Genomic DNA, 19562 nt, shown 5'->3' with positions numbered 1-19562 from the left:
CAATATCGAAATTTACTCGCATCTAAATTTGTATGTGATTTTAATGGGCTCAGAGACAAACGATGACAGCCAAGTGTCCGTGATAGTTGAAAATAGTCTTTGCTCAAGCCAATCGGGCATAATTGAAAAGGTGGATAAGAACCGTGCAACACAACTGTAACTTCTTTACTAAATCAACGTTTTTGTATTTTCTTTTCGCGTAAATTCCTACACAGTTGGAAAGGTTGGCGTTACTTCAGGAAAAAAGGCTATAAATAACGGAATTTAAGGTGGGAAAAATCTAAAAAAGTGCTAGAATGCAAGTAGAAATGGATAAAATCAAGGAAATGTTTTAACGAGAAAAAGTATTATGATGCATGCTAAATAACCTAAATTGTCAATTTCTCATGGTAACATCCACTGTAACGGAACTTAGGTTGGGAAAAAAGATTGAGTATGTAGCCTCATATCTCCTTGTTTTTATCAGTAATAGATATGCCTGTTTTGTAAGGGAAACAGGCTTCTTTTTATATTTAGATTATAACCCTATTTGCTTAAGTAAAGCAATGGATTGTACAACATCTTCAGAGGGAACACGTGAAATCCCAAGAGCGTTAGCTAGTGTTTCATCAAAAATAAAGGTAAACATATCATAAGCAGATTTACCATTAAATTTTTCTCGTTTAATGGAATTGATATGAGAGAAGATACAATTTAACTTTTCTTGAGTCCAGTGATCAAATGATGTTGATTTTGGTGCAATATCTCGAAATAAAGTATGATTTTTTTCAATCCTAGCTTTTTGATCAGAACGTCTAGGGCCACAAAAGAATAAAGAGGATTTAGTGTCACCACTACAATGTTCGAGTCTGTCTACCAGTGCAAATTCGCCACCATTATCCATTAAAATGGCTGGGAAATAGGTACTAAACAGAAAACCACTATCTAACAAACGACGCTTTAATGCCTCAACTCCATATGTCACCGATAGGGCAGTTTTATTATCAACAAGAATAGCGAACATAAAATTGGAGGCTGAATGTAAAAATGTGACAATGATCTTTCCACCGACTTTACCTAAAACAGTATCCATTTCAAGCCAGCTATCATATGATGTTCATTGAGATGATTTTTAAAATCAAGATAGGTACGATTTTCTCTTGATTTTGGATTGATAGGATCTAAAATCGGTTTGGCTTTACGGCGTTTAAATTTAACGACTCGTGGAAATTTCACTGCCGAAACGGTAAGTAATCCTTTTTTGAGATGACGATAGACGGTAGATTTTGAAATGGGTAGGTCATGTGTTTGGATAATGTGATAGAGATGTTGACCATTATGGATGCCATTTGAAATGATGTGATCCATTTCATAAAAGGAATCTTTATTAAGTGCAACATTTTCTCTCGATTCAGAAAGTAATTCTAAGTATTCGTTTTGAGCTCGTTTAGCATAATAGAAAAATGTTTATCAAAGCCACATTGACGCGACTTTTTAGGGCATGCGTTACAGACAAATGGCGCTTTTAGTAGGTAGGGGCAGGTTATTTTCGTAGGGACACCCTGTTTATCGAAATGTTGAACATCGGATTCTTTAACGAGAAGATGCTTTTTAACTTCTTTAGAAATAGTTGTGGGATCTTTCTCAATTCTTTTAGCGATTTGTTTAAAAGTCATTCCTAAGTCAAGACCATTTTGAATTAAGAGACGTTGAGCTTCAGTAAGGTGTTTATATTTTTTAGGTTGATGATTTAATTCATTGTTTTTCATAATATTTTTCTGGTTTTAAAAACAACGTAATTTTCTTCATACGATTGTTGTGGACATTATATTATATTATATTATATTATATTATATTATATCGGGATTAAATAATTTAGTGACTACAAAAAGGATTAGATAATATGAATAAAATTAGTGTTATAATGCCAATTTTTAATGGAGAAGAAACTATTGAATATTCAATAGCTTCAATATTAAATCAGACGTATAAGAATTTAGAATTGATTTTAGTTAACGATGGATCTACAGATAATAGTCTGTCTATTTGCAGAAGATATGAAAATATGGATAAACGAGTTTTTGTCATTGATAAAAATAATGAGGGACAAGCAGAAGCACGAAATTGGGGAATAGATGTTGCTACAGGTGATTATTTAGCTTTTTTAGATGCAGATGATTTTATACATAAAAATACGTTCGAACTGATGCTTCCAATAATAGAAAAAACAGATAGTGATATTGTTGAATATAAATCGCAAAAAATATATGGATATGATAAATTTAATTCATTAATTTGTAGTGAATTAGATAAAGTAGAATATAAAACAATTAATAGAAATCAAGTGTTTGAAATTTTATATAAACAAAATGATATTAAGTTTGAAGTTTGGAATAAAATAATAAAAAAAGATATTATTGATAATACGAGATTTATCAAAGGTCCGTTATATGAAGAAGTACAGTTTATGAGATCAATTTTATTAAAAGTACAAAGATACACAATTGTAAACTTAAATCTGCATTATTATATGCAAGATTTACCAGGCAATACAAATAGTAAACCATTCGATGTTAATCGAATTTTAGTATATCCAGAATTCGACAAATGGTTTAATTTGTTAGAGTCTATGAATTTATTTAAAGCAAGAAATAATTTGCAAAATTTCTTTTTAATCTTTGTAGGTGCACAAATTAAATTGTTGTTAAATAAGCAAGTGGATTTCGTAATATTAAAAAAAATTATTAATCAATTTTATTGCTTGTTTGATTTGAAAAATGTATTATTTTCGGACATGAATATATCGACTAAAATAAAACTAATTTTATTTTATATTTTTAGTCCAATATATATATTATTAATTATTCTAAAAAACAGAGTCTTTAAAATAAAGATAGAAAATATTATAATAAAGACCAAGGATAAATTTTGAATCAAATCATAATATTATGCTTTTTGTTAAGATTAAATAAGGTAGACTACTTAATACAAAAATAAGATTTCATAACTGGTATGATAAGATACAGTATGAATGAGAGCTTATTTGTTGCTTACATAAAAATGATTAACTTGTGTTCTGAGTATAAGAAAGAATTGGAAATATTTTAAATGATATAATGGAGCATTTACTTACCAAAGTGTTTAAAAATAATAATTATACTTTTAATCTGATATTGATTGTTTTTTTATAATTATTGTGATGTTTTCCAGAAAAAAACATATTACATAAAAATTAGATAAAGGGGACTCCAATACTTAAATATCATTTAAGTATTGTGTAGACAAAAAGTAAAAGAGATTAGTAGGAGTGTTATCAATCTCTTTAATATTATATACTACGAGGATGAAAATATGTCAAAAAAACAAAATGATACAATGAATATTGTTCTGGCTGCTGACTACGGCTACAAAGTTCAAGTCGAGACAGTGATGAAATCAATTTTAAAGTTTCATACAAAAGTTCATTTTTTTTTAATCAATAAGGATTATCCAAAAAAATGGTTTTTGTACATCAATGAAAAACTGGCTGCATTTGATTCCTGTATTGAAGATAAGAAAATTACATCTAGTTCATATCTGAATTATAGAACGTTTGAGCATATTTCTGAGGCAACCTTTTATCGGTATCATATACCAGAATTGATTGAAGAAGATAAGGTTTTGTATTTGGATTCTGATACATTGATAGTGAATGCTTTATCTAATTTATATGATTTGGATATTGAACATATTAGCTTAGCAGCGGTTAGAGATTCTGGTTTAAAAAATGTTTTTAATGCGGGAGTACTTTTAATTAATAATCGTAAATGGCGTGAAAAAAATGTTTTACATAGAGCACTAGATATTCATGAAAAGTCAGATGAGACTTTGAAATTTGCTGACCAAGATGTTTTGAATGAGTTGTTTAAAAATGAGTGGCTGGAAATACCAGATAGATATAATATGCAAATACTTGGAGAATCTATGGTAGCAAAACGCTATACTGTTCCTACTGATACAGTTGTGATTCATTATTTAACAGCAATCAAACCATGGGCTTCCTATGATACGACAATCAAATCAAAGGTTGGGCGTGTGTGTAGAATCTTGTATGCATATCTAAGTGGAAGAGAGATGAGATACCCATTGAGAATTGCAATAAAAAATAGAGATACATTACCCTTTGAACAAGAATGGCATCAATTGAGTCAATTGAAGTGGGAAGATTTTATCGAAAATCGGAATAAATGAAGATGTGTAAGATTTGGCATGTGAAAGATGACTAAGTTTAGAAAGAAGGAAAAGGATGCAAAAAGATAAAAAATATCGGATGAATATTGCGATGGCAGTAGATTACCGTATGCACGAGCAGGTAGAAGTAACGATTAAGTCTATCTTAAAATATCATCGAGATGTACAGTTTTTCCTGTTGAATAAAAATTATCCTCAGGAATGGTTTGACCATTTAAATAATGAGTTGAGATCTTTTGATAGTGTGATTCATAATAGAGTGATTCATTCTCAAGCATATGAACAGTTGTATACTTATCATTATGTAACAGAGGCAACCTTTTATCGTTATCATATTTCAGAATTGGTAGAAGAAGATAAGGTTTTGTATCTTGATGCGGATATTGTAGTAACTGGAGATTTACGTGCTTTCTATGATACAAATATTACAGGTTATGCTATAGCAGCAGCAGCAGACCCAATTGTAGCTTATATGCATCAAAGAAAAGAATTTAATGCAGGAGTTATGCTTGTCAATAATAAAAAATGGCGAGAAAAAAAGGTGTTGAATCAAGCGTTAAAACTGCATTCAGATCCTAATGTTTCATTAACAGATGCAGATCAGAGTGTCTTAAATTTTCTTTTTAGAGATGAATGGCTAGAAGTGGATGAAACTTATAACTATCAAATTGCCGCATCTTATCCAGTAATTCGGAAAGATAAGTCATGGGAACGCCGCTTAATTATTCACTATACGACTGCTGCAAAGCCTTTTTCGCAAAGAAAAATTGGAAGAAAACGCGGATTAAAATTATTGCTAAAAGGGCATATCACATTTGAAGATTTTTTGAAGAATGAATTTACGGTTCCTTATGCAGATGAATGGTATCAAGTAGAAAAGTTAAATTGGGAAGATATAAAGAAACAATATGACAACGAAAACTAGAACCCAAAACGCATTGTATAATTCAGCTTCTAGCCTCGTTCTTTTTCCTTTGAAATTATTAGTGCAATTTGTAAACCGTAGTTTATTCATCAAACTACTAGGGATTTATTACCTTGGGTTGAATGGTATATTTTCTAATATTCTTGGAATGCTATCTGTCGCAGAGTTAGGGTTGGGAGCCTCGATCGTCTTTGCTCTGTATAAACCGATTGCAGAAAATAACAACGGAAAGATAATAGCGTATATGAATTTATATAGTAAAGCTTATCGATTCATTGCGTTGATTATTTTTGGGCTGGGATTAATTGTTTCCCACTTTTTACCAGTTATCTTACAAGTTAGCCAATTAAGCTTTGAAGAAACAGTGATTTATATTCTATTTTTAATTAACTCAGTCATAGGCTATCTATTATTTTCTTATAAAAGAAGTCTTTTGAATGCTCATCAAGAAAATTACATTGTTTTGTGGTTAGATTTTGGGTTGTATGTTGTAACGACAATCTGTCAATGGGTGATTATGTGGTGGACACATCAATATATTTTGGTACTTATCTTAACCATTTGTTCAACGATTCTGTCGAATCTATTGGTTGCCTTTGTAACCAATAAACGTCATCCTTTAAAAGACATAGTACCTGAACTAATAACTCAAGAAGAAAAAGCATTATTGAAGAAAAATGTGTTGGGGAACATCATTGGAAATATTGCGACTGTCATTGTATTTAGTACAGATAATATTTTAATTTCTTCCTTTATTAGTGTGACGACAGTAGGGATTTACTCTAATTATACGTTGATTACCAATGCTTTTAATCTTCTGTTATCTCAAATAATGGTTTCACAATCTGCATCTGTTGGAAATTTAGTTCATACCACTAATTCAGCTAAGGTATATGAAGTGTATAAGCGTTATCAATTTGTTAATTTTATTAGTTCATATTTAGTTTCACTGCTTATCTTCATCTTAATCAACCCATTTATTGTATTGTGGATTGGACAAGACTACTTGCTGTCTACTCAAATAGTACTATTATTAAGTATATACATATTTTTGCAAACCTATCGTTATTCAGGATTCATATTATATAATGCGTATGGGTTATATTGGGAGTCTCGTCATAAACCAATAGTAGAAGCTGTGTTAAACTTAGTGATTTCTTTACTGTTTCTCGTAGTTTTTAAATGGGGGATAAGTGGAATTTTGTTGGGTACAATTTGCTCGAATGTGTTGACGAATAGTTGGTTTGAACCATATATAATTTTTAAATATGGATTGAAAAGGTCGATGAAGGAGTATATTTGGATAAATATTCTACAGTGGATTGTATATTTTGTTACTCTTTTTGGATTATATTTCTTAGCTCCGCAAAAATGGTTTGCTTCTAATTTAATGGGTTGGATCCAAATGGCTATTGTAATAGGTAGTAGCTTAGTACTGTTGTTATTAATTGTATTTCGTAAAGATGTAGCTTTAAAGTGGTGGATCGACTTTGTTAGAAAGCGATTTGAAAAAATCTTTAGAAAAATACTTAAAATGTTTATTTTTCTTAACATATCGTAAGCGTACAATAACCAGGTATATTGAAACTTTCACAATTGATTGAATATTATTCATGTCAATTATGGGAGTTCGTTTGGGGCATGATTCTTTCATTTTTACATAAGGTAATGGAAACATCTGCTGCATGGTTTCATTCCATGGCAAATAACCTCCAGAGCCTTATTTTTTTCGAATAATGGTTAATTGGGCAGGTGCTCTAATAAATAAGCTATATAACGCTCAGTATCTAATTGGTGTCGTTTTGCTGTCTCCAGATGGTATTGAGCGAATGCTGAGTCTTACGAATCATCAGGTGGTAGCATAATGGCTATAAAAGATTTTAGTCAAATAAATTTTGATTTAGCTTTAAAACGAACTATTCGTTCTTTAACTCGTGGTAAATTACCGTCAAAAGAACCGCAAGCTATTTTACTTGGTGGACAAAGTGGAGCGGGAAAGACAACGATACATCGGATTAAACAAAAGGAATTTCAAGGAAATATCATCATTATTGACGGGGATAGTTATCGTTTTTTACACCCTAATTACCTTGCCTTGCAAGACAAATATGGCAAAGATAGCGTTGAATATACAAAGAAATTTGCCGGGAAAATGGTAGAGTGTTTAGTAGATGAACTAAGTCAACGTGGCTATCATTTGTTAATTGAAGGTACGCTAAGAACAACGGAAGTTCCTAGAAAGACAGCTCAATTATTGAAATCGAAAGGCTACCGAGTCTTATTATCTTTAATTGCGACTAAGCCAGAATTGTCTTATCTCAGCACGTTAATTCGCTATGAGGAGCTTTATGCCTTGAATCCTACTCAAGCTAGAGCGACATCAAAAGCATACCATGACGGAATAGTTGAACACTTGATTGAAAATCTTGAAAAATTAGAAGTGGAAAATCTTTTTGAGCGTATTCAAATTTATCAAAGAGATAGAAGTGGCGTCTATGATTCGGAAGTGGATGATTGTTCAACAGCAAAAGTTCTTAAAGAATGCCTGTTTGGTAAATGGAGTAAGGTTGAAGAAGAAATGTTGAAGTTGAGACGAGAACGATTGAGAGAGTTGAATGATTCGAAATAAATGTTAATTATTAGAAGATACGAGTTTCTATGCAATCAGTAAGCATTGAAAATCTTCTGCCCTCTATAATACCCCACCCAGTTAATCGGGTGGGGTATTACTATTTTATTCTATTGAGTAACATAAATAATCGGTGGTTTTTGTCCAGTGTCTTCTAATCCCAAAGGTGATACAACGGCAGCTAATGCAGTAACAATAGATAATAAAGCGACAAATTTTTTCATGATAAATTCTCTCCTTTAATAATTTGATTTTCTTACAAATATGATTTTCAGCATAAACGATTCTACCTGTCTATAAATATTAATTGAACAATCTATTATCATATTATATAATAGATATAACATTTTATTTGATATTTGGAGGGGTTTTATGAATGTTTATGCACGCAAAATTAGACAGTATCGTGTGACTCAAGGTTTGAACCAATTAGACTTGGCTGTTGACATTTGTAGCCAAGGAATGATTTCTCGAATTGAATCGGGGCAAGTGTCACCTGACATTGATACATTGATTAAAATCGCAAAACGTTTGAATACAACAGTTATGGATTTAATTGATGAAAATGTAGATGTTAATTTGTCTAAAATGCAAATGATTAATTACTTTACTGAAAAACGTGATTATTTTGCTTTATCTCAATACTTTAATGAAACAGGTGATGAGATTATGCGGGATAGTTTAGACCCTGCCTATTATTATTGGATTAAAGCGGTCATTTCAGAAACAGTGTACAAAGATGTGCAAGAATCTATTGACTACCTTGAAAAATCATTGGAAGCACTAGAACAAGATACATCTTCTATTGATTTAAAAATTAAAGTGTTCAATTCACTAGCAAACCAATATATCCAAATGGCCGCTTATGAAAAGGCACAAGAAGTATTAATTGCTGCAAAACCATTCTTTGAATCAACGCAAGTTTCAGTAAAAAATAAGCAAAAGATATTATATACGCAAGCACTCAATACTTGTCATTTAAAAGATTATGAGGAAGCTGTCTTACAAGCTAAAATTGCTGTTAGCTTTGCGATGAGTAAAGATAGTATATTCCTTGTAGATGACTTATATTTAGTGATTACTGATGCATATTTAGGCTTAGGTAAAGTGGAAGCAGCACGTGAGTATCTATCTAAAGCAGACTATATCGCTAAAATGAAGAATAATACGGCACTGTATCCTTACCTTGAGCTATATGAAAATCGAGTGATAACGACAGAACAAAATTTATAATAGTTAGATAATCATTTGGGATAGCGAATCACTCCTTTAAAATTTATTCGTTGCAACTACCTTTATTATAATTAGCGTCAATATATTTTTAAAGAAAATTAGTATGCAAATTTTGCATAAAAATATTGTTGACAAAACAAAGAAAACGTGTACATATAATTTAGTTTTAGTGTTTTTATGTCATTAATATTGTGATAGTAAATGCGTTGTGCTTGAACAGATAAAATAAATAGTGTTAGTTGTTAAATGTTTCAAAGAAAAAGTATAAGAATTTCATAAAAAATTCATAATTTTTTTCTGCAAAGGAGAAAACATTATGGTATTCTTAATAATAAGAATAGAAGTGAGGGTGGTTTAGAGTGAAAAAAGCGATTGGGATTACATTAGGAACTTTGCTTAGTTTGGGAGCTGCCTATATGGGTGGGATTGGCTATTATGCTGAAAAATTTACGCCTAATACGAGTTACGGCCCAGTTTCAATCGGTAATTTAACAGTCGATGAAGCACAAGAAAAAATTGCACAAGATGTCAGTAAACAATCCGTAACATTAGTTGAAAAGGGAAAAGAATTAGGTAAGATTTCGTTAGCTGATTTAGGGTATCAATTTGATGCAAAAGAAGCATTAGAAACTGTCTACCAAACACAAGACCCAAGTACATGGATTGTTAATCTATTTAATGGCACTAAAGTTGAGCACGTATTTTCAAATCGTGTGGCCGTTAATAAAGAGTTAGTACAAAATGCTGCGTCAGCACTTGGCATTGATAATGCTACACGTACACCGGCTACAAATGCGTCAATTGAATATGATAAGGAAAAGGGTTATTATGTGCAGCCTGGTGTGATTGGAACTCAAGTGGATTATGAACGTCTTGGAACAGCAATGTTAGAGAGTTTAGAAAATAAGACAATGAAAGTGGCATTGGAAGATGTCTATGCACACCCAGAAATTGAAGAGTCAAGTGCGGTTGTTAAAGATACAATGGATTATATTCAAAAAATATTGGGTCTTAATATTACTTTAAAAATAGCCGGAGAAGCGATTACGATTCCGAAAGAATTAATTGAGCAATGGGTGCATTTCGATGCTGATAATAAGGTGACGGTAGATGAAGAAGAAGTGGCTGCTTATCTTGAAGATTTGAATGAAAAATATTCAACGGAAGGCAAGACTCGTCAATTTCAAAGTACATTGCGTGGTGAGGTTACGGTACCAGCTGGTATTTTAGGGTGGTCAATTGATGTTGAAACAGAAACTCAAAATATTATTCGAGATTTAAGAGCAGGTAAAGATGTGACACGCAAGGCAGCATTTACTGGTATTGGAACTCATTTGGGTGAAGCAAATGATATTGGCGATACTTATGTGGAAGTTGACTTAGAAAATCAAATGATGTATCTATACTACAAAGGAGAAGTCATTGTTTCTACGAATATTGTATCCGGTAAATTAAGTACACCGACTGCCCCAGGTGCGAATGCTATTATTGAAATGTTGACGAATACTAATTTGGTTGGAATTGCTCCAGGACAAACAAGACCGTATTCTGCACCAGTATCGTATTGGATGCGTTTTGACTATCAATCACAAGGTATTCATGATGCAAACTGGCAATATTCGTTTGGTGGGGATACTTATCTTTACTCTGGTTCACTCGGTTGTATTAATACCCCATTGGATCAAGTGGCGATTATTTATGAATATGTGGAGTATGGGACACCTGTAATTGTATTTTAATATAGGTATAAAAGCGTTGGTTGTGATTGTGACCGATGCTTTTTGTCGTATCAAGAGTGAGTTGCTAGGTGGGGAAAATTATTAGTGAAAATGTTATACGATTGACTTAAAATAATGGTAATATTTAGATGTTTTAAATAGACATGCGATTGAGTAAGGTATATAATAATAGACAAAACATAGTGCAAGGAGTGATATTATGTTAGAAGTAAAACACTTAGTAAAGACTTTTGGTTCTTTTTTAGCAGTAGATGACGTGTCATTTACAATTGAGCCCGGCTCGATTTTAGGTATTATCGGACAGAATGGTTCGGGGAAAACGACGATTTTCCGAATGATTCTTGATTTTTTAACACCTGAAAATAAGGGCGAGGTATTGTGGAATCACAAACCTTTGACGGATTCGGTCTATGATGTCGTAGGCTATTTACCAGAAGAACGTGGTCTGTATGAAAAGATGACAATTGAACAACAAATCATGTACTTTGCACAATTACGAGGAATGAAAAAATCTGAAATTGCGACAAAAATTGATGAGTGGCTGATTCGTTTCAATGTAAAAGGTAAGCGTACAGATAAAATTAAGTCACTTTCAAAAGGGAATCAGCAAAAAGTGCAGTTGATTGCGACATTGATTCATGAACCAAAATTAGTGATTTTAGATGAGCCTTTCAGTGGGCTAGACCCTGTGAATGCAGATTTCTTGAAAAAAGGTATACTCGCACTGCGTGACAAAGGTAGTTGTATCATTTTCTCAAGTCATAATATGAATAATGTGGAAGAAATTTGCGATAAATTAGTGATGATTCATAATGGTAAGCAAGTGCTTTACGGAACATTGGACGAAGTACGTGGTCAATTTGGTAAGACGAAATTATTGATTGAAACAACTGAATGGACGCAAGAACGTTTGGCGATGTTACCAGGTGTGGCAGCAGTACAAGCGTACTCAGGTCACCAATATATGTTGCAGTTAGAAGATGAGTCATTTGGTAAAGGTATTTTTGATGAGGTTGCTAAGGGTGAATATTTACCTGTGTTCTATCAACAAGCACCGAGTCTTGAAGAAATCTTCAAAATGAAAGCTGGTGAATCAAATGAGTAAAATGTGGATTGTAATTAAAGAAGTGTACCGTAAAAATGTATTGTCTGGTGCTTTCTTGGCAATGGTTTTCGGTCCGATTTTAATGTTTGTAGTAATGGGTGCGATTGGCTATTTTGTAGGGATGTCGAAGGTACATGATAGTGTAGGTCAAATTGGTTTAGTTCATCCTTCTGCTGAAATTCAACAAGTATTAACAGAGGCAGATACTGGTAATGAATTTCATTCATTCGAAACAGATGCTCAAGCAGCTGCTGCGTTGAATGCGAAAGAAATTGATGGTTATCTAGTAATTGATGAAACGGCTGAGCCATTAAGTGCGACTTTTTATCGAGATAAATTAGGAAAAGATATTGAAGTCGATAAATTCAAAGTAGTTCTTGAAGCTTATGCAGTCAATAAACGCTTGGTAGCAGAGGGCATTGATGCAGCGAAGTTAGCGTCAATCAATAGTATGCATATTGAGGTCAATACGACAAATGTTAGTTTTGATGAAAATGGTAATGTGAAAGTAGACGAGTTGGATTCATCTGAAAAGAATATTCGCATTGGTATCGCATTTGGTGTCTGTTTTGTGGTGTATATGTTTATTATGACGTATATATCCATTATTTCCCAAGAGATTGCGACAGAAAAAGGTTCACGCATTATGGAGATTGTACTATCAAGTATTTCTGCAACGAAGCATTTCTTAGGTAAGATGATTGGTGTCGGTTTAGTTATTTTGACGCAAGTGGCTATTTATTTGGTGCTATTTTTAATTGCGAATTTAGTAATTCGTAAAGTTGCGTCTGCTTATATTCCAATCGAATTAATTGATAATTATGTGGCATTAGGCTCTCGTTTTTCGAATGATATTGCACTTGGAGCACTCTTTGCTTTAATGGGTATTTTGACTTATACATCAATTGCAGGCTTTTTAGGTTCTTTAGTATCCCGTATAGAAGATATCAGTAAAATGATTGGGCCATTAGTCTTAGTGGGTGTCGTTGGTTTTTATATTGGAATGTATGCTTTGTCATCAACCAATAATCCGATTGTGCGTATCGGTTCTCAAATTCCGTTCTTCACACCATTTGTTATGCCATTTAGAATTGCTGCCGAAACGGTTAGTCCGTTTGAAATTGTATTATCAATTATCATCTCGTTAATCTTTATGGTGCTATGTTTATCTGTTTCTACTATTTTCTATAAGAGTAATGTGTTAGTGACCAGTGACAAAGGTCTGATTCAAACATTTAAACGTTCATATCAATTATGGCGTTCAGAGCGTGAATAATATAGGTGTCCTACATAGTTGAATTTGGCTATGTAGGGTATTTTTTCAGTTTGGTTTCTAATAAAAATATTTTATAGCTAAAGCGATTGACATTACTACTAATTAGTAATACAATTCTATTTGTTACTAATTAGTAGTTGTTTTGGGGTGATGAGCAACAATTCTATTTCATCACATAACAAGGAGGGTATCATGGATATTAGTGTTCCACGCAATTCATGTGTGCATGCCAATATTGTCTTTCGACAAGCTGCTCGCACGATTGAATTAAATTCAGGGAAAGTGTTTCGTGAGTATGGAATAACACGGATTCAGTTTAGTATTTTAGATATTCTCTATTCAATTGGTGATATGGCTATCTGTGATTTAAAAGATAAGATGTTAGCGACATCTGGTAATATGACCGTTGTTTTGAAAAATATGGAACGAGATGGCTTAATTGTTCGGCAGTCTGCTGAGAAAGATAAGCGTAAATCGGTATTTCATATTACGGATAAAGGGCGTGAAATATTTGAACAAGTGTTGCCAAGACATCGAGAAGAATTAGATGATTTGTTTGGTATCTATACCGAAGAAGAACGAAAACAACTCATTCAGTTGCTAAAAAAATTCAAAAGTATTTAATTTAAGAGGAGTAATGATTATGTCAAAAAAAGTATTAGTATTTTCAGGTTCAGACCGTCAAGGTTCATTTAACGCTCAATTAGCAGAACAATTAGTGGCAGCATTAAACGCTAAAGGGTTAGAAGCAGCTGTTTATGATTATAGTGAAGTGCCATTATTAAGCCAAAATACAGAATATCCTGCACCTGCATCGATTGAGGGTGTTCGTGGAGCAGTGGCAGCAGCTGATGCTTTATTATTTGTATCACCTGAGTACAATGGTTCATACCCAGCTCGTTTGAAAAACTTAATTGACTGGTTGAGCCGTCCTGTTGTTGCGTTTGATAATGAAACACCAACGGTATTAGCAGGTAAAAAAGTTGCAGTGGCTAGTGCAGCTAATTCAACTTTTGGTAAATTTGTTCGTGGCGCATTGAATTTCTTATTACCATATGTTCGTACTGCACCAATGGAAAGCGAAGGATTAGGAATTAAAATTCCAGGTGAAGCTTGGGCAACTGGTACATTAGCATTAGAACCAGAGCAACAAGAAGTATTTGATGCGTTTGTGAGTGAGTTTGTCGCTTACGTTGAAGCATAATTAATCAATATTAAACGAGTGCAACAGGTTGATTCTGGTGCACTTGTTTTTATATATTGAGTGCATAAATCATAAGAAAAGATTAAATTTGAAAGCAAAATACTGTTATTTTTTTACAGATACTATATAATATTGATAATAATTATAATTTGGCATGGTCGAAGTTAAAAATGCAGTGCTAAAATATAGGAGGATTATAAATGTCAGCAAAAACACGTCAAGAGTTGCACGGTAAGAGAAGACGTAAACAGCGTAGAAGAAGACGTGGTGGTGGTTTTCGTACAGCACTCGGTATTATTTTAATTGTGATTGCATTAGGATTATTTGCATTAGATCCAATTAAAAACTACATGATTCAAAAAGGGCAAACACAAAATGCAATCCATAATTTAACGGTTGAGCAAGTGCGTGAAAATAAAAAAGCGAATGTAACATATAACTGGGAGGATATTTCTTCTTTATCAGCTTATGATGTAATTCGTCAAAATGTGAATCCGGATGATTTACCTACTATTGGTGGGATTGCAATTCCGTCAGTGAATATGAATTTACCGATTTATAAAGGGGTATCAGAAGCAGGAATGTATTTAGGTGCCGGTACATTATATGCCGACCAAGAAATGGGTGTGTCAAATTATTCGTTAGCGAGTCATCACTCTATCCATAAAGATTTATTGTTTGCGCCATTATTACGTGTGGAGTATGGGGATACGGTTTATTTGACGGACTTAGAGTATGTATATGTTTATGAAATTGATAATATCCAAACTGTGCCACCGACAGCTGTTGAAGTAACCTATCCGACAGATAATGCGATTTTAACGTTGATTACGTGTGATTCTACCTTACAAGACCGTATTGTAGTTCAAGCGTCATTAAAAGAAAAAGTTGCAATCAATAAAGCGTCAGATGCAATGATTTCAGCATTTAAATTACCGAAGACAGTACCGACTGATTCATAAGATAGTTAAAAGGCTTGGATTGATTGCAAGTCTTTTTTTGCGAAGATTTATCGGTGGCGAGCAGTCAATTAGGTAACCGTAAGTTGGGCACTTGCCTAATTTATTTTCTTGAAAGAATAGTATTTTTACCAAAGATATGGTAATATAGTTAGTGGAAACTTTGTAGAGGAGGAAAACCCTGTGTATAATGCTTTATTAATTGCACTTGTCGTAGTGTCGATTTTACTTATTTTAATTGTAATTATGCAACCGTCAAAAAGTAATGCAGCGAGTACTTTAACAGGCGGTGGTGCAGATCAACCACAAGGTCGTCAAAAGGCTCGTGGTTTTGAAGCCTTTTTAATTCGTGCAACAAGTTTTTTAGGTATTGCCTTTTTCGTAATCGCAATTGCTTTAGCTTATTTATCAGCACAAAAATAGGCAGTTTAGAGTGAGTCGAACGAACACATATTTACTAACAAACCGTTAGCAACAAAATTCATAGCATTGGCTGATGATAGAATAATCTCGCTCAATCAGAATTTTTGGGATTGTTTCACAATCGCACTATCGGATGTGTGTAAATATGTGTTTATTTATATTTACATAAGCGGAATTTCACTAAGCATAGCGACATTATGTTCGTCGCAACAAATAAGACGGGAGTTTGGGATGGAGAATTATAAATTTTATGATGCGAATGATGCGACCATTGGTGTAATTTTATTTCACTCTTATACAGGGTCGCCGAATGATTTTAATGTATTAGCACGTCGCTTGCAGCGTTTAGGTGTTGAAGTATTATGTCCGACATTTGAAGGGCATGCTACGAATGATATTTATGATATATTAGAGGCTCATCCAGAAGATTGGTGGCTTCAAGCACAAGAAGCATTGGCATGGATGCAAGCACGTCATTATGAGCATGTGTATGTGTTTGGATTATCATTAGGTGGGATTTTTGCTACGCGATTATTGACGGAGCATCATGATGAAAATTTAGCAGGTGGGATTATTAATTCGCCAGTTTACATTTCCAAACCATTGGATATCGCGTATTTTTTCGAAAAATATGTGGTAGCTTTATATGATAGATTAGGGCTGCAAGCAGAGTATGCCCAGAAGAAAGAGGATATTTTAGAACGTCATAAGCAACAGGTGGCTGAAATTTATTACTTTACGACCAGTTATCAAATGGATTTACAAGATATTACCAGTCGTTTTTATATTGCACAATCTGAACAAGATGAAATGATAGAAGCTGAAGATGCGTATTTGGTCAAAGAGGCATTGATTCATGCAGATGTGGATTTCCATTGGTTTCCAGAAAATACGCATGTCATTACGACCAATCGTAATCGTCAAGCGTTTGAAGCGAGTATTCTCCAATTTATTGGTATCGAAGAATAAATTGGTAGTTGTTGAAAATGAAATGAATAGAAAATAAGGAAAGTAGAGAGGAGGCAATAGAATGTCATTAACAAAATTTGAACAAGATGTCTTAGATTTTTTAAGTCAACACTCGGATAAGTCATATAGTATGGACGAGTTGGCGTCAATCTTATCTTTGACAGGTATTAAAAAATATAAAAAATTAGTAAAAGCAATGGCTTTTTTAGAACGTGTTGGTGAAGTGGAATTAGTAAAAGGTTATAAATTCCGAGTTATCAAACAACCGGCTAAGACCGTTATTGGAACGTTTAGAGCCAATAGTAAAGGTTTTGGTTTTATTACGTATGAAGAGGGCGAGGCAGATTTATTTGTGCCACCTGGCAGTTCAGCGGATGCGATGCATGGTGATACGGTTGAGGCATTGGTCGTGAAACATGTCAATCCACAAACTGGTAAAGGCTCTGAGGCGATTGTCCAGCGTGTCATTGAACGTGCAGCCACGCAAATGGTGGGAGAATTTTTTGCCTATAACCAATTAGAGCGTGAGGCGACTGGCTTTTTAGGGTATATTCTACCACAAGGTGATTTTAGTGACCAAGTGAAAATTTTTGTGTTACCAGAGGGACTGCACCCAGTTGACCATTCGATTTGTATTGTGAAGATTAAAGAGTATCCGTCAGCTGAGAATCCAAATCATTTATTAGGTTATGTCGCTAAAGAAGTTGGGCATAAGGATGCACCAGGTGTCGATATTTTAGCAGTACTCTATCAATTTAATATTCCTCATGAATTTCCAGAAAATGTGCTAAAAGAAGCGGATGCAGTACCGATGTCGATTCAAGCAGAAGACATGGTAGGGCGTCGTGATTTGCGTGACCGTTTGATTATTACCATTGACGGTGCTGATGCCAAAGATTTAGATGATGCGATTTCTTTAGAGAAAAATGCAGACGGCACTTATCAATTAGGAGTGCATATCGCTGATGTGTCGCATTATGTGAGTGAGGGGAGTGCCTTAGATAGAGAGGCATTTGAACGTGGGACGAGTGTATATTTAACTGACCGAGTAGTGCCGATGTTACCACAACGTTTATCGAATGGTATTTGTTCCTTACATGCGAATGAAGACAGGTTGACGCTAACTTGTGAGATGACGATTGATGCTTATGGAACGATAATGGATTATGCGATTTATCCGAGCGTAATTCATTCGTCTTATCGCATGACTTATGATAATGTGAATAAGATGCTAGCAGGCGATGATGTTTTAAACCGTGAGTATAATGAGATTGTTGATATGGTAGAGGAAATGGCTGAGTTGCATGCTATTTTAGAGGCAAAACGTCAACGTCGTGGTGCATTGGATTTTGATGCACCAGAAGCAAAAATTATTGTGGATGAATCAGGTCATCCATTGGAAATTCAGTTGCGAGAACGTCATGTAGCAGAGCGTCTGATTGAATCGTTTATGTTATCGGCGAATGAAACAGTGGCATTAGAATTTACTAAGCGTGATTTACCATTTATTTATCGTGTGCATGAGCAACCGAAAGAAGAAAAGATGATGCGTTTTGCAGAATTTGTGACATCTTTTGGTATGGTATTGCGTGGTAATGTTGCGAATATTGAACCGAAACAATTGCAATTGGCATTAAAAGCGATTAAAGGGCAACCGTACGAACCAGTTGTATCAACGATGATGTTACGCAGTATGCAGCAAGCTAAATATAGTGAAGCACCACTTGGGCATTACGGCTTGGCAGCTGAAGATTATACGCATTTTACATCACCGATTCGCCGTTATCCAGACTTGATAGTTCATCGCTTGATTCGCCGTTATTTGACGAGTGAACCAAATGAACGTCAAAAAGAACAGTTGAATGAACAATTAGTTGAAATTGCAGAACATTCGTCGAAACGAGAGCGTCGTGCCGTTGAGGCAGAGCGTGAAACTGATGCAATTAAGAAAACAGAATATATGTTGGATAAAGTCGGTCAGCATTTCGATGGGCGAATTACGTCGATTACTTCATTCGGTATGTTTGTCGGTTTACCGAATACAGTTGAGGGATTAATTCCGATTAAAGCATTAACTGATGACTATTATGAGTATAATGCACAGCATTTAGTATTGATTGGACGTTCTAAAGGAAATATTTACCGTATTGGACAGCAAGTGACGATTGAAGTAGACCAAGTTAATGTTAGCGACCGTACGATTGATTTCAAATTAATTGACGCTGTACCGATGACGGATTTGCGTCCGATTGAATTGGATTCTAAGAAGAAAAAGAAAAAAGGTCGCAATCAAGAAGCAGCGAATTTTGTAAAAGAGAAGCATAAAAAAGCTAAAGGGAAAGCGAAACCGTCCCGTAAAGTGTTTAAAAAAGGAAAACGCAAATAGAAGTAGGTGAATAAATGTCACAAGGAAAAGATAAACCATTAGCGCAGAATCGAAAAGCACGCCATGATTATGAAATCATTGATACATTTGAATCAGGATTAGTGCTAACAGGTACTGAAATTAAATCAGTGCGTAAAGGAAAAATGAATTTGCAAGACGGATATATTTCGATTCATCAAGGGGAAGCATGGTTAAAAAATGCCCATATTAGTCCTTATGACCATGGCAATATTTTCAATCATGATCCATTGCGTGATCGAAAATTATTATTGCATAAAAGTGAAATTTTAAAACTGGCGAATGAAGTGAAGTTGAGCAGCATGACGATTGTGCCATTGAAAGTGTATTTGGTTCGTGGACGTGCGAAATTATTAATCGGCTTGGCTCGAGGTAAAAATAAATACGATAAGCGTCATGCTTTGAAAGAAAAACAAGCAAAACGAGATATTGACCGTGCGATAAAAAATCGTTAAGGTTTGATTGTGTCATGCTGGCTCGAACTTAA

Annotated in this window: 16 protein-coding genes and 1 pseudogene; 16 read left to right on the top strand and 1 reads right to left on the bottom strand. The window is 34.0% G+C overall.

Going from position 1 to position 19562, the window contains the following annotated elements; genetic code table 11:
- Nucleotides 1-517 precede the first annotated feature (517 nt).
- Nucleotides 518-1748: pseudogene (locus JDW14_07305) on the bottom strand (IS30 family transposase).
- Nucleotides 1749-1882: 134 nt separating this feature from the next.
- On the opposite strand from JDW14_07305, the gene JDW14_07300 reads away from it, so the two are divergent.
- From JDW14_07300 to smpB, 16 genes are all read left to right on the top strand, one after another.
- A complete protein-coding gene (locus JDW14_07300) occupies nucleotides 1883-2911 on the top strand; it encodes a glycosyltransferase family 2 protein (protein ID QQD65114.1) in 1029 nt (342 codons plus the stop codon).
- A gap of 419 nt (nucleotides 2912-3330) precedes the next feature.
- The gene (locus tag JDW14_07295) at nucleotides 3331-4209 is read left to right on the top strand and encodes a glycosyltransferase family 8 protein (protein QQD65113.1); all 879 of its coding nucleotides are present in this window, start codon (nucleotides 3331-3333) and stop codon (nucleotides 4207-4209) included.
- Nucleotides 4210-4264: 55 nt separating this feature from the next.
- The gene (locus JDW14_07290) at nucleotides 4265-5134 is read left to right on the top strand and encodes a glycosyltransferase family 8 protein (protein ID QQD65112.1); all 870 of its coding nucleotides are present in this window, start codon (nucleotides 4265-4267) and stop codon (nucleotides 5132-5134) included.
- Nucleotides 5118-6695 (top strand): transporter, encoded by a 1578-nt coding sequence (locus JDW14_07285; GenBank protein QQD65111.1) that lies wholly within the window; start codon nucleotides 5118-5120, stop codon nucleotides 6693-6695. The genes JDW14_07290 and JDW14_07285 overlap by 17 nt, the downstream gene beginning before the upstream one ends.
- 303 nt (nucleotides 6696-6998) lie before the next feature.
- Nucleotides 6999-7763 carry a zeta toxin family protein gene (locus JDW14_07280; protein ID QQD65110.1) on the top strand — a complete coding sequence of 255 codons (765 nt, stop codon included), beginning with the start codon at nucleotides 6999-7001 and terminating at the stop codon, nucleotides 7761-7763.
- Between the two features lie 372 nt (nucleotides 7764-8135).
- Entirely contained in the window at nucleotides 8136-8996 is an 861-nt protein-coding gene (locus JDW14_07275) for a helix-turn-helix transcriptional regulator (protein QQD65109.1), read from the top strand.
- A 359-nt stretch (nucleotides 8997-9355) separates the two neighbouring features.
- Nucleotides 9356-10735 (top strand): peptidoglycan binding domain-containing protein, encoded by a 1380-nt coding sequence (locus JDW14_07270; protein QQD65108.1) that lies wholly within the window; start codon nucleotides 9356-9358, stop codon nucleotides 10733-10735.
- A gap of 199 nt (nucleotides 10736-10934) precedes the next feature.
- Complete coding sequence (locus JDW14_07265; protein QQD65107.1) at nucleotides 10935-11840, top strand: ABC transporter ATP-binding protein; 906 nt, start codon at nucleotides 10935-10937, stop codon at nucleotides 11838-11840.
- On the top strand, nucleotides 11833-13116 hold the full coding sequence (locus JDW14_07260; GenBank protein QQD65106.1) for an ABC transporter permease: 1284 nt from the start codon (nucleotides 11833-11835) through the stop codon (nucleotides 13114-13116). Before JDW14_07265 ends, JDW14_07260 begins: the two co-directional genes overlap by 8 nt.
- A 192-nt stretch (nucleotides 13117-13308) precedes the next feature.
- Nucleotides 13309-13740, top strand: a complete 432-nt coding sequence (locus JDW14_07255) for a MarR family transcriptional regulator (protein ID QQD65105.1) — start codon at nucleotides 13309-13311, stop codon at nucleotides 13738-13740.
- Between the two features lie 19 nt (nucleotides 13741-13759).
- Nucleotides 13760-14320 (top strand): NAD(P)H-dependent oxidoreductase, encoded by a 561-nt coding sequence (locus JDW14_07250; GenBank protein QQD65104.1) that lies wholly within the window; start codon nucleotides 13760-13762, stop codon nucleotides 14318-14320.
- Between the two features lie 200 nt (nucleotides 14321-14520).
- Nucleotides 14521-15282 carry a class A sortase gene (locus tag JDW14_07245; protein ID QQD65103.1) on the top strand — a complete coding sequence of 254 codons (762 nt, stop codon included), beginning with the start codon at nucleotides 14521-14523 and terminating at the stop codon, nucleotides 15280-15282.
- Between the two features lie 180 nt (nucleotides 15283-15462).
- Nucleotides 15463-15702, top strand: coding sequence for a preprotein translocase subunit SecG (secG, locus tag JDW14_07240; GenBank protein QQD65102.1), 240 nt, complete (start codon nucleotides 15463-15465; stop codon nucleotides 15700-15702).
- A 231-nt stretch (nucleotides 15703-15933) separates the two neighbouring features.
- Nucleotides 15934-16671 (top strand): alpha/beta hydrolase, encoded by a 738-nt coding sequence (locus JDW14_07235; GenBank protein QQD65101.1) that lies wholly within the window; start codon nucleotides 15934-15936, stop codon nucleotides 16669-16671.
- Nucleotides 16672-16732: 61 nt separating this feature from the next.
- A complete protein-coding gene (gene rnr / locus JDW14_07230; GenBank protein ID QQD65100.1) occupies nucleotides 16733-19057 on the top strand; it encodes a ribonuclease R in 2325 nt (774 codons plus the stop codon).
- A 14-nt stretch (nucleotides 19058-19071) separates the two neighbouring features.
- Nucleotides 19072-19530, top strand: a complete 459-nt coding sequence (smpB, locus tag JDW14_07225) for an SsrA-binding protein SmpB (protein ID QQD65099.1) — start codon at nucleotides 19072-19074, stop codon at nucleotides 19528-19530.
- Nucleotides 19531-19562 lie beyond the last annotated feature (32 nt).

Source organism: Aerococcaceae bacterium zg-252 (assembly GCA_016237705.1).
Lineage (GTDB): Bacteria > Bacillota > Bacilli > Lactobacillales > Aerococcaceae > Globicatella > Globicatella yangjingiae.
The sequence above is the reverse complement of the archived record's forward strand: the minus strand, read 5'-3'. Positions and strand labels throughout refer to the sequence as shown.